The organism is Magnetofaba australis IT-1 (assembly GCF_002109495.1).
GTDB classification, from domain to species: Bacteria; Pseudomonadota; Magnetococcia; order Magnetococcales; family Magnetococcaceae; genus Magnetofaba; species Magnetofaba australis.
On record NZ_LVJN01000020.1, the window covers coordinates 946,054 to 972,065 of the forward strand.

24 protein-coding genes are annotated in these 26,012 nt (G+C 63.3%); 15 read left to right on the forward strand and 9 right to left on the reverse strand.

Features of this window, described 5'->3' with window-relative positions; all coding sequences use genetic code 11:
* Positions 1-130 precede the first annotated feature (130 nt).
* Together MAIT1_RS16365 and MAIT1_RS16370 are read left to right on the forward strand one after the other, a co-directional pair.
* Positions 131-1,327, forward strand: coding sequence for a glycosyltransferase family 4 protein (locus MAIT1_RS16365; RefSeq protein ID WP_158089559.1), 1,197 nt, complete (start codon positions 131-133; stop codon positions 1,325-1,327).
* 56 nt (positions 1,328-1,383) lie between these two features.
* Complete coding sequence (locus tag MAIT1_RS16370) at positions 1,384-2,625, forward strand: O-antigen ligase family protein (RefSeq protein WP_158089560.1); 1,242 nt, start codon at positions 1,384-1,386, stop codon at positions 2,623-2,625.
* A 46-nt stretch (positions 2,626-2,671) separates the two neighbouring features.
* Here MAIT1_RS16370 and asnB read toward each other — a convergent pair whose 3' ends face one another.
* The 3 genes from asnB to MAIT1_RS16385 all read right to left on the reverse strand — a co-directional run bounded on the left by asnB (position 2,672) and on the right by MAIT1_RS16385 (position 5,924).
* A complete protein-coding gene (gene asnB, locus MAIT1_RS16375; RefSeq protein WP_085444622.1) occupies positions 2,672-4,624 on the reverse strand; it encodes an asparagine synthase (glutamine-hydrolyzing) in 1,953 nt (650 codons plus the stop codon).
* Between the two features lie 58 nt (positions 4,625-4,682).
* Complete coding sequence (locus tag MAIT1_RS16380; protein WP_085444623.1) at positions 4,683-4,958, reverse strand: Arc family DNA-binding protein; 276 nt, start codon at positions 4,956-4,958, stop codon at positions 4,683-4,685.
* A gap of 111 nt (positions 4,959-5,069) precedes the next feature.
* Entirely contained in the window at positions 5,070-5,924 is an 855-nt protein-coding gene (locus MAIT1_RS16385; protein WP_085444624.1) for an HAD-IIB family hydrolase, read from the reverse strand.
* Between the two features lie 143 nt (positions 5,925-6,067).
* Between MAIT1_RS16385 and MAIT1_RS22500 the strand changes: the two genes are divergently transcribed.
* Positions 6,068-6,202, forward strand: a complete 135-nt coding sequence (locus MAIT1_RS22500; protein ID WP_275531642.1) for a hypothetical protein — start codon at positions 6,068-6,070, stop codon at positions 6,200-6,202.
* A 236-nt stretch (positions 6,203-6,438) separates the two neighbouring features.
* On the opposite strand, the gene MAIT1_RS16390 is transcribed toward MAIT1_RS22500, so the two are convergent.
* Positions 6,439-7,017, reverse strand: coding sequence for an SIS domain-containing protein (locus MAIT1_RS16390; RefSeq protein WP_158089561.1), 579 nt, complete (start codon positions 7,015-7,017; stop codon positions 6,439-6,441).
* Between the two features lie 250 nt (positions 7,018-7,267).
* On the opposite strand from MAIT1_RS16390, the gene MAIT1_RS16395 reads away from it, so the two are divergent.
* Both MAIT1_RS16395 and MAIT1_RS16400 read left to right on the forward strand, forming a co-directional pair.
* Positions 7,268-8,197, forward strand: a complete 930-nt coding sequence (locus MAIT1_RS16395) for an endonuclease/exonuclease/phosphatase family protein (protein ID WP_085444626.1) — start codon at positions 7,268-7,270, stop codon at positions 8,195-8,197.
* Positions 8,190-9,293, forward strand: coding sequence for a glycosyltransferase family 4 protein (locus tag MAIT1_RS16400; RefSeq protein WP_085444627.1), 1,104 nt, complete (start codon positions 8,190-8,192; stop codon positions 9,291-9,293). The genes MAIT1_RS16395 and MAIT1_RS16400 overlap by 8 nt, the downstream gene beginning before the upstream one ends.
* 365 nt (positions 9,294-9,658) lie before the next feature.
* On the opposite strand, the gene MAIT1_RS16405 is transcribed toward MAIT1_RS16400, so the two are convergent.
* The 3 genes from MAIT1_RS16405 to MAIT1_RS16415 all read right to left on the reverse strand — a co-directional run bounded on the left by MAIT1_RS16405 (position 9,659) and on the right by MAIT1_RS16415 (position 15,870).
* Entirely contained in the window at positions 9,659-11,773 is a 2,115-nt protein-coding gene (locus MAIT1_RS16405; protein ID WP_085444628.1) for an HD domain-containing phosphohydrolase, read from the reverse strand.
* On the reverse strand, positions 11,770-13,866 hold the full coding sequence (locus MAIT1_RS16410; RefSeq protein WP_085444629.1) for a GAF domain-containing sensor histidine kinase: 2,097 nt from the start codon (positions 13,864-13,866) through the stop codon (positions 11,770-11,772). The genes MAIT1_RS16405 and MAIT1_RS16410 overlap by 4 nt, the downstream gene beginning before the upstream one ends.
* A gap of 186 nt (positions 13,867-14,052) precedes the next feature.
* Complete coding sequence (locus MAIT1_RS16415) at positions 14,053-15,870, reverse strand: M3 family metallopeptidase (RefSeq protein ID WP_085444630.1); 1,818 nt, start codon at positions 15,868-15,870, stop codon at positions 14,053-14,055.
* 244 nt (positions 15,871-16,114) lie between these two features.
* Between MAIT1_RS16415 and MAIT1_RS16420 the strand changes: the two genes are divergently transcribed.
* From MAIT1_RS16420 to MAIT1_RS16460, 9 genes are all read left to right on the forward strand, one after another.
* Complete coding sequence (locus MAIT1_RS16420) at positions 16,115-16,492, forward strand: diacylglycerol kinase (protein WP_085444631.1); 378 nt, start codon at positions 16,115-16,117, stop codon at positions 16,490-16,492.
* 297 nt (positions 16,493-16,789) lie between these two features.
* Positions 16,790-17,287 carry a Ros/MucR family transcriptional regulator gene (locus tag MAIT1_RS16425; RefSeq protein WP_158089562.1) on the forward strand — a complete coding sequence of 166 codons (498 nt, stop codon included), beginning with the start codon at positions 16,790-16,792 and terminating at the stop codon, positions 17,285-17,287.
* 74 nt (positions 17,288-17,361) lie between these two features.
* A complete protein-coding gene (locus tag MAIT1_RS16430) occupies positions 17,362-18,351 on the forward strand; it encodes an adenylate/guanylate cyclase domain-containing protein (RefSeq protein WP_085444633.1) in 990 nt (329 codons plus the stop codon).
* Positions 18,348-19,304: an ABC transporter ATP-binding protein gene (locus tag MAIT1_RS16435; protein WP_085444634.1), complete on the forward strand. Its 957-nt coding sequence runs from the start codon at positions 18,348-18,350 to the stop codon at positions 19,302-19,304. Before MAIT1_RS16430 ends, MAIT1_RS16435 begins: the two co-directional genes overlap by 4 nt.
* The gene (locus tag MAIT1_RS16440; RefSeq protein WP_085444635.1) at positions 19,294-20,070 is read left to right on the forward strand and encodes an ABC transporter permease; all 777 of its coding nucleotides are present in this window, start codon (positions 19,294-19,296) and stop codon (positions 20,068-20,070) included. Before MAIT1_RS16435 ends, MAIT1_RS16440 begins: the two co-directional genes overlap by 11 nt.
* Before the next feature lie 22 nt (positions 20,071-20,092).
* Complete coding sequence (locus MAIT1_RS16445) at positions 20,093-20,956, forward strand: DUF3750 domain-containing protein (protein WP_143814886.1); 864 nt, start codon at positions 20,093-20,095, stop codon at positions 20,954-20,956.
* Between the two features lie 486 nt (positions 20,957-21,442).
* The gene (locus tag MAIT1_RS22680; RefSeq protein ID WP_414673644.1) at positions 21,443-21,733 is read left to right on the forward strand and encodes a DUF4198 domain-containing protein; all 291 of its coding nucleotides are present in this window, start codon (positions 21,443-21,445) and stop codon (positions 21,731-21,733) included.
* A gap of 4 nt (positions 21,734-21,737) precedes the next feature.
* A complete protein-coding gene (locus MAIT1_RS16455; protein ID WP_143814887.1) occupies positions 21,738-22,316 on the forward strand; it encodes a hypothetical protein in 579 nt (192 codons plus the stop codon).
* The gene (locus MAIT1_RS16460; RefSeq protein WP_085444639.1) at positions 22,313-22,570 is read left to right on the forward strand and encodes a FeoC-like transcriptional regulator; all 258 of its coding nucleotides are present in this window, start codon (positions 22,313-22,315) and stop codon (positions 22,568-22,570) included. The genes MAIT1_RS16455 and MAIT1_RS16460 overlap by 4 nt, the downstream gene beginning before the upstream one ends.
* A gap of 2 nt (positions 22,571-22,572) precedes the next feature.
* Here MAIT1_RS16460 and MAIT1_RS16465 read toward each other — a convergent pair whose 3' ends face one another.
* Positions 22,573-23,049: a rhodanese-like domain-containing protein gene (locus tag MAIT1_RS16465; protein WP_085444640.1), complete on the reverse strand. Its 477-nt coding sequence runs from the start codon at positions 23,047-23,049 to the stop codon at positions 22,573-22,575.
* 140 nt (positions 23,050-23,189) lie between these two features.
* Between MAIT1_RS16465 and MAIT1_RS16470 the strand changes: the two genes are divergently transcribed.
* Positions 23,190-23,768 carry a methyltransferase domain-containing protein gene (locus tag MAIT1_RS16470; protein ID WP_085446194.1) on the forward strand — a complete coding sequence of 193 codons (579 nt, stop codon included), beginning with the start codon at positions 23,190-23,192 and terminating at the stop codon, positions 23,766-23,768.
* Here MAIT1_RS16470 and MAIT1_RS16475 read toward each other — a convergent pair.
* Positions 23,765-26,011 carry a M1 family metallopeptidase gene (locus MAIT1_RS16475; protein ID WP_085444641.1) on the reverse strand — a complete coding sequence of 749 codons (2,247 nt, stop codon included), beginning with the start codon at positions 26,009-26,011 and terminating at the stop codon, positions 23,765-23,767. The two genes, MAIT1_RS16470 and MAIT1_RS16475, sit on opposite strands and share 4 nt — an antisense overlap.
* Position 26,012 lies beyond the last annotated feature (1 nt).

Here is a 26,012-nt window from a genome sequence, read left to right on the forward strand (position 1 = left end):
GGCAAATCGCTCGCTTGTGCAGGATGATGGATCTAATCTATGGCGAACCTGATCTCATGATAGGCGCATCCTGGCGCTTGGGTCCATGGGCGCCAAGTTTGTTCACTGTGCGGGGCGAAAAGGGGCGTTCATGGCGCGAATCGTAATGTTGACCCCCTGGTTTCCCGAGACTCCCGATGCGCAGCAGGGAAAATTCATCCTCGATTCGGCGCAAGCGCTCGCCCAACGCGGCCATAGCGTGTTGGCGATTGTGGCGGAGCCCTATCGGCTTGGCGGCGCGCGGCGTAAGCCCGATTGGTTGCCTGCTGGCGTCTGCTGGCGCGCGCTTCGTTATCCCAGCGCGCCGCGCTATGTCGCCAGAGGTCTGACGCAGTGGTTTTGCGAACGCCTGTTGGCGCCGCAGGTGGCGCACATGGCGCAGACGTTTGGCGCGGATCTTCTGCATGGGCATAACGAGCGGTTGGCGGCGGTGGCGATACGGGCTGGTCGGGCGGCGCAGGCGCCGGTGGTGGCGACGTGGCATGGGGTGGAGACCCATCCACGGATGCAGAGGTCCAAAGCGCAAGCGTTTGTCGGACGCGTTCAACACGGAGTGGATAGGGCTGTGGTGGTGGGGGATGCGTTGCGACGCCACTACCCAGCGTTGGCGCAACGCCCGGATGGCGCGCACACGGTGCACAACGGATTCCGTCCTGTTGACGCCGCCGCCGTATCACGGGCGCCCTGGAGCGACCCTTGGCGCGTGGTGAGTGTGAGCAATCTGCAGCCGGGGAAGGGGATCGATGTGACTCTGCGCGCGCTGGCGCAGTTGCGGAATCTTCCAGACTGGCAAGGCGATTGGCGTTATGATGTCATTGGCGATGGGCCGCAGCGGCGCTCTTTGGAAGCGTTGAGTCATTCACTGGGTCTGGCGCAACGGGTGCGGTTTCACGGACGCCTGAAACATGACCAGTTGGCGGTGTGGTTGGGTCAGGCGCATCTGTTCTGTCTGCCGTCACAGCCAGAGGCGTTCGGCATCGCCTATTTGGAAGCGATGTCGGCTGGGTGTCTGGCGTTGGGGGTGGCGGGCGAAGGTCCCAGCGCATTCATCGTCCATGGTCAGAGCGGCGTTTTGGCGCAGGAGCCCTCGCCTGATCTTGTCGCAGCGCATCTGCAAGAGTTGCGGGCGCATCCGTCGACCGCACAGCAGATCGCTTTGGCTGGCCAGGAGCGCGTGTTAAGTGAATTTACTTGGGCGCGCCATGCAGAGCGTTTGGAGTCACTCTACGCGCAGTTGCTGCGCGCTTGTGATCCTCAGAGCGCATCCTTAGCTGGGAAGAGTTTGTGATTCGAATCCTACTCAATTGGCGAAATTGGTTTCTGCCATTGGCGCTTATGGCGTTCATGTGCTATCCGCTGGGGTTGGTTCCCTATCTCACCGGGCAGAATCTGCGCTGGATCTACCTGATTCCTCTGGTCCTTTTAGCGTTGTTTAAGGCGCCGCTGAAGAAGATCGTTAACCAGGGTCTGTTTCTGGTCATTTTCGCCAATGTGCTTTGGGGCGTGTCGAGCACCATTTGGTCAGAAAACTATATGATCAGTCTGATGAAGGGGGGCGTCGCCGCCGTGTGCGCTCTGTCTGCCCTGATCGTTGGCTGGGATTGGGCTCGACGAAAGCAGATGCGGTATCTATTGGATCTGCTTGCGCCTGCGTTTGTGCTTATTTACCTTGCAGGATTTCTTGGCATTCAGAAGCAGATGGGGTATCTGCTCGATTTCGGTGGACAGGTCGGGCAGGTGTATGTTCTGGCTCCCGGCTTGAACCCCAATGCATTTGGCATTCTTGTCGTCATGGTCTCTATTCTGCCGCTTTGGCGGTTTTATCTTTCACTGCGGGGAACATTGTTCGAGCAGATGATTTGGGGGGCGGGGAGCGCTATCGCAATCTATTTCTGTTTAAGCTCGAATGCGCGCGCCGCTCTGGTGGCGTTGAGCTTCGTGTTTCTGGGCGGATTGCTCGCAATGGGCATGCGGCAGCGTTACCAGATTTTTCTCGGTGGCGTGGTGGTGTTGGCCATGCTGTGGTCGGCGCAGTCACTGACGATCGACTATTTTGTCGACCGTTATGTCTACAAGGGCAGTAATGCGATCCTCATGTCGCGCGAGTCCGTGTGGAAAGAGTCTTTTGATATGGCCAAGAAGGGGGGGCTGGTCGGAATTGGTTATGGGCTCACCTATGGACTCAAAGGGTATGAGTTCCAGGGCCAGCTCAGTATGGGATTCTATCGGGAGAAAGGAAACTCCCAACTGGCCATTATGGAGGAGTTGGGCGTGGTGGGTCTGGCGCTCTACATCCTGATGTTTGTGGTCTTGATGGCAACGGTGTGGCGGACTTTTCAACGGTGCCGGGACCGGGACGCCAAGCTGATGATTGGATTGTTGGTCGGCATTACTGTGGGATTGATGGCGCACTCTGTGTTCGAAGCCTGGTGGACAGCTCCCGGGTCGTCGACATTCATTTTCTACTGGGCGGTGCTCGGTTTGTTGATGGGCGTGCTCGACCGTGTGCGGGCGGCGCAACGGCGGCAGCCTGTGACGTATGCGCCGCCACGGTCTCCGCTCTATCCTGTGCGGCCCATGGGGTGATCTGACCGCCGCAATTGATGGCGCGCGTTGTGACCCCGCAATGGGATTAGGGCGAATCTGTTGCCGGGTTGCGATCCAAGAACGCACGCGCCCATAACTCGGTGGTCAACACGCCCCACTGCAGCATATACAGATCCTCCACGCCCTCTTGAGAGCGGGTGCGGGCCTGCGCCAGGGCGGCGGGATCGAACCAGCCCCGCGTACGGGCGGTTTCGCCCTGTGACACATCTTCCCACATCGGCGCCAAATCATGTCGCAGCCATTTGCGATAGGGCGCGCCAAACCCCGCCTTGCGGCGATGGATGATGGCGTCGGGCACAATCCCCTGGCTGGCGCTGCGCAGAATCCGTTTGATCACTCGGCCTTGAACCAACCAGTTGGCGGGATAGCGCGCAGCGCGCGCCGTGATCTCCAGATCCAGCAGCGGCACCCGCGCCTCGATGCTCTGCGCCATCCCCATCTTATCCAGATAGTTGAGATTGTGATTGGGCAGATAGACGGTCAAATCGCGCCAGCGTTGCGCCTGCTCCAACGATTCGGGGCGTGCGGTCATGGCGGCGTAACAGGCGTCGATGCCGCGTTCGCCATGAAGTTGATCGGCAAATGCTCGCGTGTAGATGGCGTCCATAGCGCTCTGCGGGGTGTTGGCGCAGAGGTTGAGGAAGCGCTGCTGGGGGGGAAGCGCAGCTTCGCTGAGCACGCGACGCACGCGACGGCTCAGGGCGCCAAGCCGCCCGGGGCGCGCCCCGGGCAATAGACGCGCTGCGCCCGCCAGCAGATGGCGCGCGGATTGGGGGAGGGTGTCCAGTCCGCGGGTTTGTTGCATCGCCCAGTAGCGCGGGTAGCCGCAAAACAGCTCATCGGCCCCCTGGCCGGAGAGCAGCACCGGAACGCCTTGATCTCGCGCCAGCTTGCTGACCAGATAACAGGAGATCGCCGCCGGGTCAGAGAGCGGTTCGTCCAGGTGCCACACCAGTTGTGGCCAGAGGTCGGCCACTTTGGGGCGTAGGGCGATCTCATGCAGGGGCAGGTGTAGATCAGCGGCCAGTTGCCGCGCATAGGGGGCGTCATCGGCGGCTTGGTCCAGCTGGTTTTCCGCTGTGGGGGTGGTGATGGTGAAGCAGCGTAGGGCCGCGCCGATATCCCGATTGGCCAGAGCGGTGATCAGGCTGCTATCCAAGCCGCCGCTCAGGAGCGAGCCCACCGGCGTGTCGGCCACCATTTGTCGACTGACCGCCGTGGCCAGCGCGTCACGCAGATGAGCGCTCTCCTGCGCATAGGCTTGCGGAGCGTTGATCCCCTGCGCATCTGTGGGCCCCAGACGCCAATCAAAGAAGCGCTCAATGCGCGGCGGCTCCACGCCCTCGGGACGCCACTGCAGGGTCGCGCCTGCTGGCAGGCGCATGACGTCTTGCAGCGCAGTATGCTCTCCAGAGGCGTAAATATAGCTCAAATGTTGTTGAATTGCGGCGAAGTTGGGCCGCCGAAGCAGTTTGGGGTGGGCGCACAGCGTCTTGATCTCACTGGCGAACACCAGTGTGCGCGGATCGATCTGCGCATAGTAGAGGGGTTTGACGCCGATGGGGTCGCGCGCCAGCAGCAGAGAGCCGGTGAGGCGATCCCATAGCGCCAACGCATACATGCCGTTCAAACGGGGGAGAAACGCTGCGCCCTCTTCAGCCAACCCTTGCAGCAGGACCTCGGTGTCGCCGCTGGAGCGGAATGTGCGCCCTTTGGCTTCAAGCTGCGCGCGCAGTTCGCGGAAGTTGTAGATTTCACCGTTATAACTCAGCACATAGCGCCCATCGGCGCTGTGCATGGGCTGGGCGGCGCTGGGCGTCAAGTCGAGGATGGAGAGACGCACATGGCCAAGATTGAGGGGAGCGCGTGGGTCTTCAAACACGCCGTCGCCATCGGGACCGCGATGGCGCTGCACGCGATTCATGCGCGCCGTCAGACCGGGGATCCTCTCACCGGTGTAGCCTGCGATTCCACACATTAGAGGCGTCCAAAATGCGACAGGACGGGCATGAAGTCAGCAGGCTCAGAGGTTGGGGTCACTGCTCATCATTGGCGCGCAGTTGCATCAGCAGCACTTTACGCGCGGCGCGTTCAGCGGCCTCTTCGAGCAACTCCTGGAGGTTGTCCGGTGCGATGGACGCGCCTGGTCCGCTGTCGTTGCCCAGGGGCAAGGCCTCGGCGCCGCTATCCAGACTATGGCTCAGGCGGGCGACAATCTCCTGATTCATGGAGCGGTTGTTGGCGCGGGCCGCTTGCTTGATGCGATCACGCAGACCATCGGGAAAGCGAATGACGAATTGATCGTAAGCCATGGATTCTGTTTGCTCTTGCTAGAGGTCACACGGGCGTGCGCGGATAACGAGTGCCATTTTAAGCAAGATGTATCAAAATGGAATTGTGTTGTTTTGATTTTTATAGAAAATCTATGTGATTTGTTCAGCCAGAGGGGCGGCGATGCGTTCGGGGTAGAAGTGATTCACACCTTCCAGAATTCCCGCCGCATAGGCGCCGTTCATCCCTTCAAACCCTCCGGTGGCCAAGTGCAGAGTTGCGGCCATGCCGTTTTGTTGCGCCAGACGCACCGCTTCTTCGCGCACATCGCTGCTGGCGTTAGCCACCAGCACTGCGGGCGTGTCGCTCACCAGCACATCCATGTCATTGCCCGAATCGCCGGCAAACAGGGTCTGCTGGGAACTGAATCCCAACAGCGCCATCAAAAAACGCACCGAGGCCAGTTTATTGGCGGAAGCGGGGAGGATGTCCAGCAGTCCCTCATTATCCGCCTGGTCATAGCTCCAGATGATGCTGGCGCGCACGCCAGCTTTGCCCAAGCGGTGGGCGATCTTGCGACGCAGGTTCTGGGCATCGATGTCTGGCGGGGTATAGTAGCTGAGCTTGTAGGTGTTCTGTTTTTCTGGTTCTTGCAGCTGCAAATCGGTGAAGTCGTCCAGCATATCGTCGATGCTGCGGCGGTCGAATCCGTTCCAGTCGCCGCCGATAGCGTCCTGCCACTGCGTAACCAGTTCCGGGGCCTCGCCGTTGAGTCGATAGATGGTGGAGCCGACGTCGGCCACAGCGAAATCAGGAACCGGCAGTTCGTACTCATCGATGGCGCTCTGGATCAGGTGCAGGTCGCGCCCGGAGACATAGGCGAGGGTGACGTCCTCCTGGGCGGCCAGAGCGCGAAACAGCGCGCGGGCGCGTGGCGACTCCGGCATATGCCCGTTGGGCAAGAGGGTGCGATCCAGGTCGGTGCAAAGCAGTAGCGGTGATGTCATCGGGGTTCCCAAAATGTCGGTTCAAACGGCATAATGGCGCGGCTGAGCCAATGGCCAACAGGGCTTGCGGCAGGCGTATTGGCGACTACACAGAGCGCATCAACCCAACAATCGTGAGGGACGCGGCGATTATGAGCGGCAGTATGGACGTGATTTTGTGGATCGCCTGGGGATCGGCGATCATCATTCCCATCAAGGTGTTTCTGTTGGTGCGCTGGCTCAAAAAGAAGGTGCGCGAGGATGTGCCCGCCACGCAGAGCGTCGCCAGTGAAGAGTAAAACTGGTCGGTTGCGACGCTGCAGCGCATGGTTGGACTGGGCGCACTGGGAGCGGCCAGGGCGAACATCGGCTGGGGTCGCAAGGGGTTGGCAAGATCGTGGGCTGGGGGGCTCCACCGCGCCTAAGCTCCTAAAAGGATTGTGAGAATTATTCTTCGTGCACTGCGCCGGACGCGTGCATCGATTTCCGCAGTTTCGCTTTTTCCCGCCGTGCTGGCAAGAATTAACCGTTCCCCTTATGGGGTTTTTTGTTGCAGCCAGAGGGACTCAATGACGGCGTGGATCAGCGCCTCATGCCCCACTTCAGCGTGCCCATAGAGCGAGCACGGCAGATAAAATGCGGCGTCGGCGGGCAGCGCAAACAGGGGGTTGTCCGCTTTGAAAGCCGACAGCGTCGCCAGCTTCAGGCCGTTGTCGCGCGCCCAGCGCGCGGCGTTGAGAATGTTGGCCGAGGCCCCGGAGCTGGAGATCAGCAGCGCCAGATCGCCTGGGCGCGCGAGTACGCTCAAGGGACGCGCATAGACCTGCTCGTAGCCGTAGTCGTTGCTCATGCAGGTCAGCAGCGCGGGATCGTTGATGGTCTGTGAACGGATGCCCAGCTTGTTCAACAGATCCTGCGACAGGTGGCTGCACAGCGCGGCGCTGCCGCCATTGCCCGCCCACCACACCGACGCGCCGTCGCGCTGGGTCTGCGCCAGCAACTGACCAAGCGTATTCAATCCCGCGGCCAGCTCTGCAGGCTCTCCCTGAATTCGGCACTGACTCTGTGTCAACGCACCGTGCAGGGCGTCAAACCACTCCATTGGCTGCATCATCACTCCTGAATCCATTGCGCGCCATTTACAAGGCGCTCTTGCCGTATTGATCGGCGCAATACGCGCGCGACCCAAGCGGTTTTTCCCCACTTTTCCCACCGGGTGGAGAAGAATCCACCTCATCGTCGGCAAACTGTTACGCAAACGCAATGGCGCGCATGCGCGTATCTGCGATCTTGCGCGCGCATCGCAAGCAGAGGGGTGCCGGATTCGTTTTGATCCGGCGGCTGCGGGCGACGGAGCGCTCAGGATGAGACGGCTTGACTGTTTCTATTTGAACACCATGTCCGGCGGCGATGGACGTCGCTTCTTCCACCACCTTCTGCTCCACTATGCGTTGCACTACAAACGCCCGGTTCAGGCGCTGCTGGAGTCGATTATCGGCGTGCGCATGCCATTCAAATGGCGCAAACGGCGCTTAAGCGAGCGTCGCGCCAGCCTCTATCCGCAACTCAGCGTGGCCAGCGTGTGCGGCGCCTTCGCCAGCGCTCAACAGCAACTGCCCGACGTTTTGGGCCTGAGCGAAGTGTTGCGCTCGCAGCATAAAGAGTACATCGAACGCCTCATACAGATGGGCTACGCCTCGGTGCATGTGGGGTTGGGGCACAAGGCCAAAGGGGTCAAGGATCACCTGAGCGTGCTGCTGGCCACTCGGGAGCCCAGCGAACCCATACCGTTGCCGCACCCGTTCAAGTGGGGCAAGCGCATCGGCGGCGGCGGCGGCGCAACCATGGCGCGCGGCCAACACAGCGGCGTGATCTACTTCTGCCTGCATCTGTGCACCACCGAAAAGGTGGGCCTGTACCGACGCACCCTCAAGACCATCAATGACAACCTGCTTGCTCTGCCGCCGGAGCAACCGGTGGTGGTGATGGGGGATTTCAACCAGGACATCCCCTATCTGCGCAAACAGATTCCGGCGCTGGCGCAGTTTGACGACGCCGTTGGCCGTCCCGATGAGCCCACTTTTCTGCTCTGGTGGGATCGCAAATCCGTTGACCACATCTTCACCCGCGGCCTGTCCTTGAATACGCAGGCCAGCCGCATCATTCACGACGGACATCGCTCCGATCACGCCGCCGTGCGCGCCATTGTGGGCGCCAATGGCGCACTCTCCACCGGCGACGACGCCCCTGCAACGGCGTTGGAGCCCCTGCTGGCCGAGGCCTCACATGGTTGATGCAGCTCCCTTCTTGTCCCCCCACACGCCTCCTGCTGACGCGCCGCCGCAGGGTTTTGCGCCGCGACGCATTCTCATCGCCACCGATGCCTGGGATCCGCCTCAGGTCAATGGCGTGGCGTTGACCTATGCCGAAACCATCGCGCAACTGCGCGCTTGGGGCGATACGGTGGAGGCGATCCATCCGCGTCTGTTTCCGGGCAAGTGGTGGACCATCAAGGCGGACAACGTGGAATTGGTGCGCGACGGCGGCTTGACCGCTCGTCTCATCGATCAATTCGCGCCGGATCATGTGCATATCGCCACCGAAGGGCCGATTGGTTTTGCCGCATGGCGCCACTGTCGTAAGCGTGGTTTGGCCTTTACCACCACCTATCACACCCAGTGGCCGGAGTATGCCGAGCGGCGCTCCCAAGGGTTGGTTTCGGCGCGCTGGCTCTACCCATTGGTGCGCGCATTCCACAACGCCGCCGCGCAGGTGATGGCGCCGACTCCGGCCATGGCGGATCTGTTGGCGGACAACGGCTTCACCAGCCCGGTGCGCCTGTGGGCGCGGGGGGTGGACCAGAGCCTGTTCCATCCCCGCCCGCAGCCGCAGGAGCGCCCGGAGGAGTTGCGCAACGTGGCGGGTCCGGTGGCGCTCTATGTAGGGCGTGTCGCCAGCGAAAAAAGTATTGAAGCGTTTCTCGAAGCCGACAGCGACGCACAGCGCTGCGTGGTGGGCGAGGGGCCTCTGCTGTCGACATTGCGGCGGAAGTTTCCGCGCGCGCTGTTTGTGGGGCTTAAGCGGGGCGAGGCGTTGGCGCGCTTCTATGCGGCGGCGGATCTGTTCGTATTTCCGTCGCGCACCGACACCTTTGGCCGGGTGATGATCGAAGCGCTGGCCAGCGGCGCACCGGTGGCGGCGTTCCCGGTGGATGCGCCGCGCTTTGTGTTGGGCGACAGCGGCGCCGGGGCGATGCATGAGGATTTGGGCCGCGCCATGGCGCAGGCGCTCACCATTGAGAAGGATCTCTGCCTCAAGCGCGCCGCCTGTTTCACCATCGCCGACGCCACGCGGCAGTTCCGCGCCGGATTGGTGGATGTGGAGGCGTAATATAGTCGCTTGAATCCAGAATGACACACATCCAAAGCGCTCAATGTTTGCGTGACGCAGGCTGAACTTGCGCTGACTATGGGACAAATATCCAACGGAAATTTGTCGGGATTGATTCGGGCCATCCATGGCCCTCACCCTGCGGGCTCGCTGCGCGAGTCCGATTTGGCAATCCTGCCAAATCGTCATAGGGTCTGTGACCCTTAAGCGGGTGTGGGCGGAGCCCACGGTTTGGATGTTGACCTTGGGAGCTCGAGGGCATAGCCCTCGATATCTTTCAGCGCCCAAATGTTCACTATTGAATGCTAGCGACTATATCGGGTGGATCTGACGGGGGTAGCGGCTCCGAGCTGCTCAATGCCGGGTTAGAAGTTCGAGTCGAAGCCGTCGCTCTCTTCGTCCGGGTAGTCGTCGCGGATGGCCAGCAGCTCTGGCAGAATCTCCACAAACAGCGCGGTCAAGCGGGGATCGAAGTGCGTGCCGGCGCACTGTTGCAGGTGGGCAATGGCCTCATCCACCGGCCACGCCTTTTTATACGGGCGCTCGGAGGTGAGGGCGTCGAACACGTCGGCCAAGGCGCAGATGCGGCCCATGAGGGGGATCTCTTCGCCTTTCAGGCCCACCGGATAGCCGGTGCCATCCCACTTTTCATGGTGGGTCAGGGCGATGATGTGCGAGGACTTGAGCGGCTCGTCGCTGTGGCCTTGCAGCATCTGTGCGCCGATGATCGCATGATTGCGCATCACCGCGAACTCATCGTCGGTCAGGCGACCCGGTTTGAGCAGAATGCTGTCGGGAATGCCGATCTTACCTACGTCGTGCATGGGCGCGGCCAGCAGCAAGGTTTCGCACTCCTTCTCCGATAGCCCTGCAGCGTAGCCCAAACGGGCTGCGAACTTGGACATGCGGATAACGTGCATGCCGGTTTCGTTGTCGCGATACTCCGCCGCCATGCCCAGACGACGGATGATGTCCAGGCGCGTATCCCACAAGGCGCGGGTGGCCGAAACCAACGACTCTTCGGCGCGCCGCCGCGCGATCAAGCCCGCCAGGGTGTTGGCGATGGCCGCCAACAGGTCCTCTTCATCATGGCCGCGCTGACGACCGATGGGCAGGCACAGAGTGAGCATGCCCAGCAGCTTCTCCTGGAACGCGATGGGCACGCAGTAGCGGCTGAAGTTCTCGGTTTGGGCGTAGCGAATGCTGTGCAAATCCACGCCGGGGGCGAGCTCTTGGTTCAGCAGGTCGCTGACCTCTTCACGCAGGCACACTTCGGCGTTATCGGGGTCGCACACATCCGGCGCGCCCAATCCCGAGGTGTAGTGGGCGACTGAACTCAGCGCGCGTTTGTCCTCATTCACCAGGAAGATCACGCCGCTACAGGGCCCGCTGGCCAGCCACGGCAGGCTGAAGATCAGCGTAATGGCGCGCTCTAACTGATTGGCCAGAGAGAGCGACTCCAACGCGGTGCCCAGCAGGGCGCTGATCACCACGCGATTCTGATAGTCGCGTTCGCGCTCGCGTTCGGCGTGTTTGCGCTCGCTGATATCGCGGGCGATGGCGGTGAACTGCTGCGCGCCAGCCACCAGGCAGGCGGAGAGGGAGAGCTCTAGCGGCAGGCGCGCGCCATCTTTGCGGATGGCGGAGAGCTCCAGAGTGGCGCCCTCCCAATGCTCCGGATCCTGCGGATCGATGGGGCTATGCGCCAGTCCGTCGCAAGCGGCGTCAAATACGGGGTCGAAAATGATTTCGCGCAGGTCGCGCCCCAGCGCCTCCTCCAGGGAGTAGCCAAAAATCCGTTCGGCGGCGGGATTCCAGAAGGTGATCAGACGCTCCGGGTCGATGGTGATGATGGCGTCGTTGGCGGTGCGGGTGACTGCGCGGTAGCGGGTTTCGCTGGCGCCCAGAGCGGCGGTGCGCTTGCTCACTTCCTGCTCCAGCGCCTCTTTGGAGAAGGAGAGCTGTTCGATGGCGCGCAGATCGTCGTAGGCGCGCAGACCGGTGATGATGGCGCTCACCAGCTTGGTGGCGGTTAAGTCGGTTTTTTCACGATAGTCGTTGATGTCATATTCGGCGATCATGCGCGCCTCAGGCGCGCGGCCCGGCTGGCCGGTGCGCAGGGCGATGCGCACAAAGCGATTGCCCAGCTCCTGGCGCACATGCTTGACCACCAGTAGACCGGCGTCATCGGTCTCCATCACCACATCCAGCAGAATCATCGCCACATCCGAGCCGCGTTCGCTCATATGGGCGATGGCGTCTTGGCCGGAGTAGAGGTGGATCATCTCAATGGGACGGTCGCGGAAGGTGACGTTCTTGAGAATGGCGTCGGTGATGTGATGCACATCGGTGTCATCATCCACCACCAGCACCAGCCAGGGGTCGGCAGGCTCCTGCGGCTCGGCGGCGGGGAGCTCCTCTGCGGCAAACAGGAGTTCGTCGTCATCCTGTGGCCGTGGCTTGCCAGAGGCGTCGCTCACGTCTGCACGGTCTCTTTGGGCGTCAGCGTGATGAGGAATTGCGCCCCTTGATCCGGCGCGCTGTGGCAGTGAATCGAGCCGCCCAACAGGTGTGTGACGATGTTGTAGACCGCCATCATGCCCAGGCCGGTGCCGCCCAGGTGGCGCTTGGTGGTGTAGAAGGGCTCAAAAATCTGACGCACCTGCTCCTCGGACATGCCGCGGCCATTATCCTGGAACAGCAGCGTCAACGGCGCTTCGGGATTGTCGCGGTGGGCGCGCAGCAGGATTTCACCGCTTTCGCGCCCTTCGAACCCATGCTCCATGGCGTTGATGTGCAGGTTGGTCAACACATGGGTCAGACTGTTGGGGAAGCTGGTGATGAGCAGATCTTCAGGGCACTCAACGGTGATGACCACGCCCGTTTTTTTGCATTGGCGGCGCGCGGTGTCGGCGAATTCGGCGAGGAAGTCGTGCAGATTGATCTCTTTGGCCTCGGTTTCACCGGTGTCGGTGGAGACCAGTTTGAAGTTGCGCACCAGTTGCGAAGAGCGTCGCAGCGATCTGTCCAGCGAGTGCAGCATCATATCCGCGTCTTCAAAATAGCGCGTGAGATGGCTCTTCTTCAGGTTGCCTTGCGCCATGGCGTCGCGGGCTTCGGTATTGAGATTTTGCAAATGCGACAGCGCCGTCACGCCCACGCCCAGCGGCGTGTTGATCTCGTGGGCCACGCCCGCCACCAGGTTGCCCAGGGAGGCGATGCGTTCGGCGTCCACCAGTTGCGCCTGGGTGCGCTGCAGGCGCTCCAGCGAGTCGCTGAGTTGGCGCGTGCGGCTGGCCACGCGCTCTTCCAACTCCTCGTTGCTACGCAGCAGGGAGCGTTCGGCCTCGCGCACTCGAGTGGATTCGCGCAGCGCCACGATGCCAAAGGCCAGGTCACCGGCCAGATCCTCCAGCAACTGCCGCTCCTCCACCCCAAACGGCGCGGGGTGGGCGGAGTTGATCATCAGCACGCCGAAGGTGTGTCCGGCCTCTTTAAGCGGCAGGCCCAGAACGGCGTGATAACCGCGCTTGAGCGCCTCGGCGCGCCAGGGGGCGAAGTCGGGGTCCTTCTGCGTATCCAGCACCGCCACGGTGCGGCCTTCGCGATAGGCGGTGCCGCCGGGTCCATTGCCCAGGGCGTTGTCGCCCCAACCTACGGTGACTTCGCGCAGGTAGCCCATCTCGTGGCCCCATTTGGCTTTGGGGAGGATGCGGCGCTCGCCGTCACTCTCGTCGCCGTAGCCGACCCACGCCATGCGGTAGTTGGCCACATCGACGATGATGCGGCACACCTCGGTGAGCAGCTCCTCTTCGTTGGTGGCGCGGATCATCGCTTCGCCGCAGCGCGACAGCGCTTTCCAGTTGCGGTCGGCGCGTTGGCGCTCCTGCTCGGCGCGGGCGCGCTGGGCGATCTCTTCAGAGAGGGAGTGGTTGGTTTCGTTGAGGTGTCGGCTCTGTTCCGCCAGGGAGAGTACGTGACGGCGGCGTTGCAACAGCAGGTGCAGCAGGGTGGTGGAGCCGAACAGAATGACGCCAAAGGCGGCGATCAGTTGCCAGCGCAGGGCGTTGGCCTGCTCATCGATGCGGGAGATATCCAGGCGCAGGGTAATGGAGGCGGCGCCGCGGAAGGAGTAGTGCGCCTCCTGACGCACCGTCAGCAGCGGATGCGCGCCCACGTCGCGGTGATGGCTGGCCAAGCGCGCGCCATTGGAGGCGGTGACGGTGAGTTCGGCGATATCGGGGCGTTGCACCGCCCACGCTTGAATCAACGGCGGCAGGCTGGCGTAATCGCCCCGGTTCAATGACTGCTCAATGATAAACCGGGCCAGTTGCGCCTCGGAGGCGGCGGCGGTGCGCCGTTCGGTCATCCATTGGGACTGTTGTTGGGAGAAGAATCCCACCAAAAAGGCGCAGAACAGGGTCATGAGCAGGATATGCGCCGCCCATGCGATCAACTCTTGTTGATCGCGCACCAGCAGACCCCAGCCCTTGGGCTTGATCTGCGGCAGGGTTGCTTCGGTCGGCGGCGTCATGTTGCTGTGCGACTCCTGACGTTTGGGGCGAAAAAGCATGCCCACCCTATGCCTGCGGTTAAAGATTGGTATAAACAGCGCCTATCATTCCCATCATACGGGGCGTAGCAGTACGGCGCAATATCAATTACTGCTTGGCGAGCTCTCTGTTTTGATGGAGAAGAGTCTTTTGCATCAATTCTTTATTGGGCGATTGACCTCTGGGGCGGCGCACAGATCGGGTATTTACCCGAGTGATCGCGCGGTCTCTTCCGCTTCGGGGATCAGTTTGCCGAGGCTGGCCTGTACGCCATCGATCCAGAATTGCGGCCGCTCCGGGTCCACGGCAAACGGTTGCAGCAGCGTCACCAGGTCCTTGGATCCGCCTGCGCGCAGAAGATCCAACAACAGCGGTTCGAATGCTTCGCCATACTCATCGCGCCTCGCATGCAGGCTCTGGGTCAATAGCTCCCCCAGGGCGTAGGCGTAGACGTAGAACGGATTGTGGAAGTGGCTGACGTAGCTCCACAGGCAGTCGATGTCGGCGTAGGTGAAGGTCTCGCCCTCGGGGCCATAGAGTTCAATCACCGACTCGCGCCACCAGCCGTTGAGGGTGGCGGCGTCGAGTCGCTTGCCTGCATTGTGCACGCGCTGTTCGAACAGCGAGAAGCCGATCTGCCGCAGCACCGTATTGAGCATATCCTCGATCTTGCCGCACAGCAGCGCCATGCGCTGCTGCGGAGAGCCATTGGCCTCCGGTTGGCTGCGGAGATGGTTAAAGGCGGTCATCTCGGCGAAGATGGAGGCGGTTTCGGCCAGCGCCATGGGCGGCGAGGCCTGTAGCGCGCCCTGGGCTTCGCCCGCCAACAGGCCGTGCACGCCGTGGCCCAGTTCGTGGGCCAGGGTCATCACGTCCCGCGCCGAGCCCAGATAGTTGAGGTGGGTGAAGGCCATGGGCTGACCGTCGCCCACCACGCAGGAGTAGTTGAATGCGCCGCTGCGCTTGCCGCTGCGGGCGGGGGCGTCGATGCGTCCGGCGGCGGCGTGGTTCTGCACCAGGTCGGCCAATTTGGGGCTGAAGCCGGCGAACGCCTCGGTGACCCAGCGCAGCGCGGTGGCGTAGGGAATTTGCGCCGAGTCATCAAACGGTAACGGCGCGTTGCGATCGCTCCAGCGCAGGGTCTCGCGCCCCATCAGATGCGCCTTGAGGCGGTAGTAGCGCTGGGCCAGGGGGCCGACATGGTCGATCACCACCCGATGCAGGGTCTCCACCACGCCATCGGAGACCATATTGTTGATGTTGCGGAACGCCATGGGGTGGGCGTAACCGCGCTCCTTATCCTCGATGCGCTTGGCCCCCACCACCATGTTCAGGCACTGGGCGGAGAATTTGACGAACGGCCCGCCCAAGCCGTCATTGACCACCCTCTGGCAGGCGGCGCGGCGCTCGCCGTCGCCATCCACCGAGAGGATGTGCAGCATCTCGGTGAGGGTGCGCTGTTGACCTTCGAAGTCGAAGCGTAGATCGGCTTCGGCCTCATCATAGAATTGCGACCAGCTGTCCGCGCCATAGGCGCGACGCTTGGCCAGCGCGCCCTCCACCTCGGCGGTGAGCATGTAGGGGCGGCTGCGGCGCACCTTGTCCAGATAAGCGCGCACCCGCGTGCAGCGGGCGTCAGTTTCCAGTAGGCGCGCATAGTCGGCGTCGTCCATGTGCGCGATCTCATCTTCAAAGAACACCCCGTGGGCCCCTTGGGCGGCGTCGATGGCCAATTGCGCCTCGCGCAGACGGGAGATCACCGCTTGATCGTTCAAGTCCGCGTAGTGGCGCAGATAGAGGTAGAGGAACAGGCCGTTGGTCAGTCGCTCCAAGGCTTCGAACGCCACCAGCGCCTCGCCCAGGTTTTTACTTAGCCGACCTTTGTAGCGGCTTTCAAACGCGCCATAGCGCTCTGCCAACGTGGCGATATCCTCAATCAGTTGCGGGTCGTCGATGTCGGCGTAGAGGGCGCTGAGATCCCAGCGGGCGTTTTCCAATTGTGCATCCGGCGGCGTTGTGGTCATTGTGCTGATCCTGCTGGCGTGAAATAAATGTGTCCGTCCGTTGAAAAAGTATAGGCGATTGCGCGTCGCAAACCAGGGCTGGGCGCAGATTTTGCGTCAACCTCCCATGCAACTCTTTGATTGCGCGCCGCGCGGAAAAATGCGTGACAAAATGAAGAAAAAAAGTCATGATGCTGTCACAAAAACATCCAGCGCGGCGTCACAGCCCGCTGATGCCTCAAAACAGCCAAAGAGAGGATCGTCCATGAATCCGGCTCAAGAAACCCATTTCGAGCACCTGGTCCGTGCTTACGGTTACTCTGTTGATGGTCTGCGCGCCGCCTGGAGCGGTGAGATTGCGTTTCGTATCGAAGCGGCGGTGTGCGCGGTGGCGCTGCCGTTGGCCATGCTGCTGGGGCAGACCGGACTGGAGCGCATTCTGCTGATCGGCGCGGTGGTGCTGGTGCTGGTGGTGGAGCTGCTCAACTCCGCGGTGGAGGCGGTGGTGGATCTGGTCAGTCCCGACTGGCATCCGTTGGCCAAGCGCGCCAAGGACCTGGGCTCGGCGGCGGTGTTCGTGGCGGCCGGGCTGGCGGGAACCGTGTGGGCCATCATCGCCTATGAACGTTTTCTGGCCGGTTGACCAGCGCTGGGCGCAAGCTCGGTAAATCAGCCAAAACTTCCTTGAAGCAAGCGTCTGGGTTCGATCCAGACGCTTTTTTTTTGCCAATGATGCGAAAGAGACTTCATTTTTCTGACGAAGTAGCGTATTTTTACGCCCTGATAATAAAGAAGGACTCCGTATTGTTCGCAAGGGGTGGGCGTTACACCACTCAAGCGCGGACAAAAAAGGTCAAACGGAGCCAAAAAGGGCCCGCGTCATGGGCCCTCAGATTGAATAATAAGCATGGCGACAGCCATCCGATCGGGAGTGAAAACCATGTCGAGTGATTTGATGAAGGCGACCGCCGGCATCGTGGAGTCGTACGTCCGCAACAACCCGCTGGGCGCCGACGATGTGCCGCAACTCATCCAGGAGGTCTACGCCTCGCTGTCGCAACTGGATCCGCGTCTGCTGGAGTCGGCCGACGAGGACACCAGCGAGCTGGACGCCTGGGCCCAGGATCTGGCCCAAGGTCGGCGTCCGTCCCCCATCAGCCTGAAGCGTCCCGCCCCCGCCGTGGCGGTGGAGGAGTCCCTCTCCAAGGACAGCATCACCTGCCTGATCTGCGGCAAGGTGTGCAAGGCGCTCAAAGGGCATCTGACCCGCACCCACAAAATCAGCGTCTCCGACTATCGCGCCATGTTCGATCTGCCGCGCGACTACCCCATGGTGGCGCCCAACTATTCGGCCAAGCGCCGCCAACTGGCCCAAGACACCGGCTTAGGCGAGAAGCTGCGCGCCAGCCGCGAGCGTCTCGACGAACTGTCCGAGTAATCGCTTCGCCGCCACGGACGCCATTGTGCGTCCGTGGCGGCGAGACGGAATCCCCGCCAACGCGAGCAATTGCCATGGCCAACTCCCTGGTCCACCCTGGCGTGGTCCGCTTCGCAGGAGATGGCGTCGCCGCGCCCCTGGCCAGCGACCGAACCCTGCTGGAGCTGTCGCTGGCGGCGGGCGTGCCCCATGCCCACATCTGTGGCGGCAATGGGCGCTGCTCCACCTGCCGCGTCACCGTGCTGGACAATGCGCACAATTTAACCCCGCCCACTGACGCCGAACGCGCGCTGGCCGCCGCCCAAGGGCTGGGGCCGGAGGTGCGGTTGGCGTGTCAATGTCGCCCTTTGGGCGATGTGCGCGTACGGCGCGGCGTGCGCGACGAAGAGGATCACCTGCTGCTGACCCAGAGCGACGGCGCCGCCCCCCGCGAGCGGCGTCTCGCAGTGCTGTTCTCCGACATCCGCGACTTTACCGCCTTTTCCGAATCCCACCTGCCGTATGACACCGTGCACATTCTCAATCGCTACCATCACCTCATGGGCGAAGCGGTGCTGGCCAATGGCGGCTACATCGACAAAATCATGGGCGACGGCATTATGGCGCTGTTTGGGCTGAATGCGCAGATTCCTTGCGGCGCCGATGATGCGGCCAGCCGCGCCGCCGCGCATCAAGCGTGTGTGGACGCTGTACAGTGTGGCCTGACCATGCAGGCGGTGCTGGACGGTTTTAACGACTATCTGTTCGAATCGTTTAATCTGCGTTTTCGCATCGGCGTGGGGGTTCACTTTGGCAATGTGGTGTTGGGCAATATGGGGCACCCGCAACATAAGCGTTTTACCGCCATTGGTGATACGGTGAATCTGGCCGCGCGCGCCGAATCCATGACCAAAGAGTTGGGTCATCCGCTGCTGGCGACGCAAAGCGTCATCGACGCCCTGGGCGCGCGCGCATTGGTGGAGGGCAGCAGTCGGGTGAAAATCAAAGGCAAACGCTTGCCGCAGGAGCTGTATAAAGTGACCGGTCTGACGCGCGAACGCGCAAACAACGGAGTCATGCCATGAGCGGCGCGGCGCTGGCCATCGACGGGCTGCGGAAGACCTACGCCAACGGCGTGACCGCGCTGTGCGGGGTGGATCTGAATATCGCGGCGGGCGAGGTGTTCGCCATTCTCGGCCCCAATGGCGCGGGCAAGAGCACCTTGATCAACATCGTCGCTCAAGTCACCGCCAAGAGCGCCGGACGGGTGGCGGTGATGGGGGTGGATATCGAGGCCCAGCCGCAGTTGGCCAAACGACTGGTGGGGGTGACGCCGCAGGAGATCGCGTTGGATCCGTTTTTCACTGTGCGCGAACTGTTGATCAATCATGCGGGCTATTACGGCGTGCGCAAACCCGGGCCGTGGGTGGATGAGCTGCTGCAGCGGTTGGATCTGGCCAAGCACGCCCATAAGCGCACCCGCGAACTCTCCGGCGGTATGAAGCGGCGTTTGACCGTGGCCAAATCGCTGGTGCATCAGCCGCCGTTGGTGATTCTGGATGAACCCACCGCCGGGGTGGATGTCGCGCTGCGGCATGGCCTGTGGAGCTTTATCCGTGAGCTGCACGCCCAAGGCTCCACAGTGATCCTCACCACCCACTATCTGGAGGAGGCGCAGGAGCTGGCTGGACGGGTGGCGATTATCAACCAAGGCGCGCTGGCGGCGTGTGATCGTACCGAAAATCTGCTGGCGGATTTCGCCGCGCGACGCGTTGAAATCCAGTGGAAGGGTGAAAACGGCGCCGCGCCGGACGTCATCCCCGTCGGTTTGCAATGGGACGCCGGGGCGTGTCGGCTGCATGGCGAGCTGGCCACCGATGCGGTGAGCGAATTGATGCGCTGGGCGGGGGAGCGGGCGTGCCAGATCGCCGATCTGCGGCTGGAGCCGCCGCGTCTGGAGGATGTCTATCTGCACCTGACCAGCGGGGCCGCCGCCACAGCAGGCAAGCAGCAGCAGGAGGCGCGCCATGCGGGATGATCGCAACTGGTATGGCGCGTGGTCGCTGTTTCGCCGCGAGGTGCGCCGTTTCATGCGCGTGTTCGGCCAGACTGTGGGCGCGCCGTTGGTGACCTCGCTGCTCTACTTCGCCGTGTTCGGCGCGGCGCTGGGCAGTCGTATCGGCCCCACTGAAGGGGTGGGCTATCTCACCTTCCTGGCCACCGGATTGGCGGCCATGGGGGTGATGCAGCACGCCTATCAAAACGCCAGCTCATCGCTGATTCAGATGCGCTATGCGGGCATGATCCAGATGGATCTGGCGGCGCTGCCGGTGACTCCGGCGCAGATGGTGCTGGCGGTGATGGGCGGGGCCATGGCGCGGGGGCTGCTGGTGGGCGCGGCGGTGCTGCTGGCGGCGCGGGTGTTCACCCCGTTTGGGGTGGCGCATCCGTTGTGGCTGCTGGCCGCCTCTCTGGCGCTGGCGGGACTGTTCGGTCTGATCGGGCTGTTCTCCGGCTTGTGGGCCAAGAGTTTCGACGACACCGCATTGGTGAGCAACTTTGTCATCACGCCATTGGTCTATCTGGGCGGCGTGTTCTTCTCGGTAGAGATGATCGACGCCGCGTGGCGGCCGCTGGCGTTGGTCAATCCGGTGTACCACCTGGTGGAGCTGTTCCGCTATGCGCTGCTGGGGTTGGATGAGGCGGTGCTGTGGCGCTCCGGTCCGCTGACGCTGCTGGCGTGGGCCGGGCTCTACGTGGTGGCGGTGTGGCGCATCGGCCGGGGTTGGCGCTTGAAGGATTGAGTCGAAGCGGAAGGTGGAGATCGTGGTTGTTGGAGGTTGGCGGCGTCTGCGCCATTGGCTGAAGCCCAGTCCGGCGGCGCGGCGCGTTCTCATCGTTGCTGGAATCGTGCTGGCGCAACCGGCGTGGATCTGGGCCAGTGGTCAGGTGCGCACCGATGTACATTGGCGCACCGCGCCGCGCCACAGCATGGATATTGCCCCGCTGCCCGCCGAGGCCCCGCAGGCGCTGGTGCAGGTGTGGCAGGCGCGCGCCTATAATTGGCGTGGAACGCTGGGGGTGCACACCTGGATTGCGCTCAAACCGCGCAACGCCGATCACTACACCACATTGCAGGTGATCGGTTGGCGGGTGTGGAGCGGGCGCAAAGCCACCCGCATCGCCGATGAGGCCCCGGATCGCTCGTGGTTTGGTCATACGCCGGAGCTGATCGACCAGATCTGCGGTCCCGACGCCGAGCAGGCGATTCCGCATCTGCTGCAGTTGGCGCAGAACTACCCGGAGGCGCACCGCTATCACATCTGGCCGGGGCCCAACAGCAATACGTTTATCGCCTATCTGATTCGCCACACGCCGCAGCTGCGCACCGAACTGCCCGCCACCGCCATCGGCAAGGACTATCTGCTGGGCGGGAGCTGGCGTGGCGAAGGGCTGGGCGGCGGCGAACTCTATTCGTTGGCGGGGTTGCTCGGCGCCAGCGTGGATTGGTCGCGCGGCGCGCAGCTCAATCTGCTGGGCGCAACATTTGGCGTGGATTGGCGCAATGGCGCCATTGATCTGCCGTTTCATGGGCGTATCGGCGCGCGCGCGCCGCACTGTCAGGCGCGTAGGGCGACGCAGGCGGCGCAGGTTGGCATGGGGAATCAAATGAGGAGCGGTCAGTCGTGATCAAGTGGAGCGAAGCGCGCAAAAGGATCATGCTGACGCTGTTGGCGGGTGGTGCGATGATGAGCGGCGTGGAGCCGCTCGATGCGGAGGTTCTGGCGCTGCTGCCGGATGTGGCGCCGCGCGCCGCCGCCCAACGCGACTGGGCGCCGCTGGAGATGCGCTGGGTGGAGCAGGCGGGCGACAGCGCCGAGACGAGCAGCGCTTTGTTGCCGCTGGATCTGCGTATTGGTTTGGTCTCGGCGGGGCGGCGCGTGGCGCTGCTGGAGCCCGAAGGCGCGCCCGATGGGCAGCGCCGGTGGGTGCGCGCGCCGGTGCAACTGGCCGATGACCATCTGTTTGTGGCGCAGGCGGCGCCGGTGTGGAGCCGCTCTGACCGGATGTGGCGAGAACACGCCGCAGTGTTGGCGCTGCCGGCGCGGGTCTCCGTGGATGGGTGGCGCGCCCCCAGCGGCGCGCCGCTCTCCATCGAGCCGCTCACGCGCCCCTATGGCCTGTGGGCGGGGGGGGCTGTTTCGCGGTGTGGCGCGAATCAATGGCGAGCCCGCTTCCGGCCTGCGCATAGACGCCGCCTGGCTCAGTGCGCGCGGGTTGATGGTGGCGCAACAGGCGCGCAGCGACGCCCATGGCGTGTTTGCCGTGACCCTGCCGCGCGCAGGCTGGTGGGCGGTGTCAGTGCGGCAGCCCCATGGCGTGTTGACCGGGCCCAACGGCGTGCAAGGGCCGCTTGAGCGGGTCACCACGTTGTGGATTGCGGTGGATGAGCCGCCGGGGGAGTGAATCGATGCAATCGAACAGAGGCTGGATAGGGCGCGGTGGCGCGCTGATGCTGGTGGCGCTCATGGCGGCGCCGACGCTGGCGCGCGCATCGACCGCAACCCTGGAGCGTCTGGTGGATGACAACGCCCAGGAGGAGAGCGACGCGCGCAGCGTGGGCGAGATGACGCCCGATGAGTTGCGCCTATTGATCAATCAGGCGGTGAGCGATGAGTTGGCGCCGCTGCGTCATCAGTGGCGGCAGCGCGAAGAGCAGTTGCGCTGGACCGACTGGCTCGGCGCGCTGGGATGGATCGTCGGTTTGAGCAGCGCCGCCTACATGTTGGCCAAACGCAACGCCGCCGTCGCGGCGGCCATACAGCGCGAAGAGGAGGCGGAGTCCGACGAGGAGTTGATTGAGGTGGAGGAGCGCACGGTGCGCCCTTGGAGTCAGTTGGGTGAGAGCGAGCAGTTGGCGCTGCGTGAGGCGTATGGACGTTGGATGGATGACAATCCCGGCTCCACCGGGTGCGATCCGATGCGCAAGGAGCAGCAGTTCGCCCAGTGGCTGGCTGATCGCGGCATCGTGTGGCGGCCAGGCGCATGACCGGCGGCTCCGCGCAACAGCAGAAGGCGTTGGCTTGCGCGCAGGCGTTTTTGCGGCAACATGGGCAGGCGCGTTTGAGCGAATTGGCCGCTGAATTGACGTGGGAGCAGGATGCGGTGCGGGATCTGCTGGCCCCGCTGTTGGCCTCGGGCGCGGCGGAGCGCTATTGGGTCTCAGCGCGCAACGATCAGCCCACGCTCCCGGCGTGCGCGCGTACGGAAATGGTGCGTTGGCGCGGGGAGGCGCAGCGCTAGGCTCACGCGCTCAGGCAGTGGTCCACCGAGTCCGGTGACTCCAGCATCTGCTGGGCGGAGAAGGGCGGGGCCAGGCAGAGCCCCTGTTCACGCCAGGCGTTGACGCCGCCAATCAACTCACACGCCTGCAACTCGGCGTCGAGAAAACGCTCCAGGGCGATCTCGGTGCGCGGGCCGGTGCGACAGATGAGAATGTAGCGGGTGTCGGCGTCGAACTGTGTGGGGTCGAACTTGTTATCGAAATCGGCGGTAAACGGGGCGGTGTTTTCGCGATCGATGAGATCGTGATCACACGGGTAGAGCGTAGAGCCGGGGATCACCCCCTCGTCATGCTCCTCGCCGGTGCGCACGTCCAGCAGCACCACCTGCGCGTGGGGCAGAGCGCGCACAATGCGCTTGAGCTGCTCCACGGAGATCATCTCGGTGGCCATGGCTTTATCGAGGATCGATTCCACCTCGGTGGATGCGGCGTCGTTCATGGTGTCGTTCCCGGTGCGAATCTTGAATACAGGTGGGATGAAGCGATTACAGGTTGCGCTTTTGGGCGGTGAGCATAGCGGAAAGTTCCCGGCGCGGCATGGAGTTTTTTGCAAACGGATTTTCCATAACGAGGATGAAGATGGCAAAAGCGGTGTGGGAAGAGCGCTATCAGGCGGGGCGCACCGGATGGGATCGGGGCGGCGCCAGTCCGGTGCTGTCCAAGTGGCTGCGTCACGCCAGTGACAGCGAGCGGCGGGTGCTGATTCCCGGTTGCGGGCGGGGCCATGAGCTGGCGGAGTTGGCCCGGCGCGGCTATGAGATCACGGCGCTGGATTTCGCCCCCTCCGCCGTGGCGGCGGCGCGTGAGGCGCTGGCGGAACACCCCCACTGCGTGGTGCAGGAGGCGGATCTGTTTCATTGGGAGGCGCGCGAGGGGACCTTCGACGCCATCTATGAGCAGACCTGTCTATGCGCCCTGGCGCCGGATCAGTGGCGTGAATACGAACATCGCCTGTTCGATTGGCTGCGCCCGGAAGGGCGGCTCTATGCACTGTTCATGCAGACCCACGCCGAGGGCGGTCCGCCTTATCACTGCGCCATTGAGCAGATGCGCCGTCTGTTCCCCAGCGCGCGCTGGCGCTGGCAGCAGGAGCCGCCGCTGGAGGTGCACCACCCCATGGATAAAGTGGAGTTGGGTTTGATCCTGACCCGCTGTTAGGGGCTCTTCGTCTCCTGCGGCTGCGGCTCGGCTTGGGCGTCGCGGGGTGGTTGCGGCGGCGGCTGTTTGGCCGCCGCGATGGAGAGCGCCAGCGGCGCGCGGGTGCGGATTGGCGGCGCGCCAGTGGCGGGCGCGCGCAGGGCGCCGTTGGCGTCAAACGCGGCGCTGAGCGGCGAGGCGCCAATATTCCACTCCCGCTTCAGTCGATTCTCCCCGCTGGCGGCGTCAAACGCGGTGACGCCATATTTGCCGTAGTGTGGCAGTTTGCGCGCCAGTTTCTCCACGCTGCCCGGGGCCGGGTGCACGAACCCCAGCGGCGCCCCCGCATCGGTGCGCAGCGCCACGGCGATGGCGTGCTCCTTCCACTGCCAAGATGCGCCCGCACTGTGCATCCCATCCTCCCGCCACTGCGCGCCCACGCTGTCCAGACGCTTCTGGATCACCTCTTTGTGGCGATTGTCCCGCCCACAAATCCATACGGCGTTGGCGCTGGCTTTCTCCAGCGGTTGCGCATCGTCTCGAATGGTCACTCCCCAGCTTTTCCCCAGTTGCGCGCAGGCGTCTCGGGTTGCGGCGGGGGCGGCGGGGAGAATCAGGGCGCCATCGGCGGCGCCAAACAGTTCATTGAACGCCGGAGGGATCTCCGCAGCGTCCAGGCGGCGGAACAGATCAAACGCCGGGTCGATATCCACCCGTGTGGGCGCGGCGGTCAATGTGCGCTCAAACACCTGGGTGCGGCGCGTCAGATGGAGTTGATCCCACTGCACGGCGCCGTCGGCGGTGGTGATGGCGATGGGAATGGTCAGATTATAGGGCGCCTCAGGCTGCGTTTGTGACAGGGTGATCGAGAGCAGATGCCCCGCCTCGGTGGGGTGTGTGGATGCGGCGTCCAGATGCAGTGTGGGCGCGCCGATGCGCGCGCTCCACTGGGTGAAAAAGGGCTCCAGGGAGTCGCGCCCGCTGGCGCTTTCGAATGCTGCGCGCACGGCGTCCATGTCGGCGGCCTGGAACAGCTTGTCGCGATACAGCGTGCGCAGCCCGCGCAGGAACCCTTCATCGCCCAATTCGCCGCGCAACATGTGGAACATCATCAGCGTCTTGCCATAGCCCACCGCCTGGGTGGCGCGGTCGTGGCGGCTGATGAACTGCGCAATGGGGATGTCGTTTTGCGGCGTGACCGTCTGCGCATAGCGTTGCAGCAGAGCGCGGCGGTAGGCGCTGTCCTTGCCGTCCAAAGCCTGCATGAGGTGGTCGGCCAGATAAGCGGTGAGCCCTTCGCTCCAGTTGCCCTGGCGCACGTCCACATCCACGCCGTTGCCCCACCAGTTGTGCAGAATCTCATGGGGGTAGCTGCTGGTGAGCAGAAACGGCAGCCGGATCACACGCGGACCCAGCAGGGTGAAGCCGGGCATGCCGTAGCCGGTCTCCCAGAAGTTCTCGGCGGCGCTGAAGGCGGGGTAGGGGTAGGGACCGAGCAGGTTTTGATACAGCTCCAGGTAGCGCGAGGCGGCCTCCAGATAGCGATTGGCCAGCGCTTCATCAGGCGTGCGCAGCAGCGCGCGCAGGGTGATGTGGCCCGCGCCGGTTTGGGCGTCGCGGCTGTACTCATGCCAGCGTGCGGCGGCTAGATGGATCCCCGCCAATGGCTGCTCCTGGCTCCAGAAGCTGCGTGCGCCCTCTTTGCTCTCCCGGCGCGCCAGTCGTTTGCCGGTGGTGAGCGCGCGCCAGCCGCGCGGCAGCCGCACGGTGAGGGTGTAGATGTGACGTCCTGCGCCGAAATCCGCTGTCCAACCCGCCTCTGGCGGCAGAAACACGCCGTCGGCGCCGATCATGCCGCGGGTCTGCGCATGGCCGCCGCGATAGGCGCCGTGGCGATGGCTGGGCGCTTGGTTGATGACGCCGCTGTAGTTCAGTTGCAGGGTGTCGCCGGAAGCGGCGGGGCCGACGGTGATCTCGCGCCAGGCTGCGTCTGGCGCGGGCATCGGCTGGTCGAGAACGGGACGGCCAAACACGGAAACATGGCCCATGGCCGCATTCAGACGCAGTTTTAATGGGCGCTCGCGCCAGTCGCTGGGCAGTTTGATGGCGTCGCGCGCCTCGATTTCGCCCGTTTGTGGGTCGATGCGCAGATCCAGTTGATGGGAGATGATCGGCGCGGTTTCAGCCGCATGGGCAAGCGCGCTCAAAGCCACAACTAAGAGCGCAGATAGTACGGCAGCGCCATGGCGAAAGGCGAGGGTCATG

Bases quoted from the DNA above. Each gene is read 5' to 3' on its own strand.
- MAIT1_RS16365 (WP_158089559.1), top strand. From the start codon at position 131: ATGGCGCGAATCGTAATGTTGACCCCCTGGTTTCCCGAGACTCCCGAT.
- MAIT1_RS16370 (WP_158089560.1), top strand. From the start codon at position 1,384: ATGTGCTATCCGCTGGGGTTGGTTCCCTATCTCACCGGGCAGAATCTG.
- asnB (WP_085444622.1), bottom strand. From the start codon at position 4,624: ATGTGTGGAATCGCAGGCTACACCGGTGAGAGGATCCCCGGTCTGACG.
- MAIT1_RS16380 (WP_085444623.1), bottom strand. From the start codon at position 4,958: ATGGCTTACGATCAATTCGTCATTCGCTTTCCCGATGGTCTGCGTGAT.
- MAIT1_RS16385 (WP_085444624.1), bottom strand. From the start codon at position 5,924: ATGACATCACCGCTACTGCTTTGCACCGACCTGGATCGCACCCTCTTG.
- MAIT1_RS22500 (WP_275531642.1), top strand. From the start codon at position 6,068: ATGGACGTGATTTTGTGGATCGCCTGGGGATCGGCGATCATCATTCCC.
- MAIT1_RS16390 (WP_158089561.1), bottom strand. From the start codon at position 7,017: ATGATGCAGCCAATGGAGTGGTTTGACGCCCTGCACGGTGCGTTGACA.
- MAIT1_RS16395 (WP_085444626.1), top strand. From the start codon at position 7,268: ATGAGACGGCTTGACTGTTTCTATTTGAACACCATGTCCGGCGGCGAT.
- MAIT1_RS16400 (WP_085444627.1), top strand. From the start codon at position 8,190: ATGGTTGATGCAGCTCCCTTCTTGTCCCCCCACACGCCTCCTGCTGAC.
- MAIT1_RS16410 (WP_085444629.1), bottom strand. From the start codon at position 13,866: ATGCTTTTTCGCCCCAAACGTCAGGAGTCGCACAGCAACATGACGCCG.
- MAIT1_RS16415 (WP_085444630.1), bottom strand. From the start codon at position 15,870: ATGACCACAACGCCGCCGGATGCACAATTGGAAAACGCCCGCTGGGAT.
- MAIT1_RS16420 (WP_085444631.1), top strand. From the start codon at position 16,115: ATGAATCCGGCTCAAGAAACCCATTTCGAGCACCTGGTCCGTGCTTAC.
- MAIT1_RS16425 (WP_158089562.1), top strand. From the start codon at position 16,790: ATGTCGAGTGATTTGATGAAGGCGACCGCCGGCATCGTGGAGTCGTAC.
- MAIT1_RS16430 (WP_085444633.1), top strand. From the start codon at position 17,362: ATGGCCAACTCCCTGGTCCACCCTGGCGTGGTCCGCTTCGCAGGAGAT.
- MAIT1_RS16435 (WP_085444634.1), top strand. From the start codon at position 18,348: ATGAGCGGCGCGGCGCTGGCCATCGACGGGCTGCGGAAGACCTACGCC.
- MAIT1_RS16440 (WP_085444635.1), top strand. From the start codon at position 19,294: ATGCGGGATGATCGCAACTGGTATGGCGCGTGGTCGCTGTTTCGCCGC.
- MAIT1_RS22680 (WP_414673644.1), top strand. From the start codon at position 21,443: ATGGCCTGTGGGCGGGGGGGGCTGTTTCGCGGTGTGGCGCGAATCAAT.
- MAIT1_RS16455 (WP_143814887.1), top strand. From the start codon at position 21,738: ATGCAATCGAACAGAGGCTGGATAGGGCGCGGTGGCGCGCTGATGCTG.
- MAIT1_RS16460 (WP_085444639.1), top strand. From the start codon at position 22,313: ATGACCGGCGGCTCCGCGCAACAGCAGAAGGCGTTGGCTTGCGCGCAG.
- MAIT1_RS16465 (WP_085444640.1), bottom strand. From the start codon at position 23,049: ATGAACGACGCCGCATCCACCGAGGTGGAATCGATCCTCGATAAAGCC.
- MAIT1_RS16470 (WP_085446194.1), top strand. From the start codon at position 23,190: ATGGCAAAAGCGGTGTGGGAAGAGCGCTATCAGGCGGGGCGCACCGGA.
- MAIT1_RS16475 (WP_085444641.1), bottom strand. From the start codon at position 26,011: ATGACCCTCGCCTTTCGCCATGGCGCTGCCGTACTATCTGCGCTCTTA.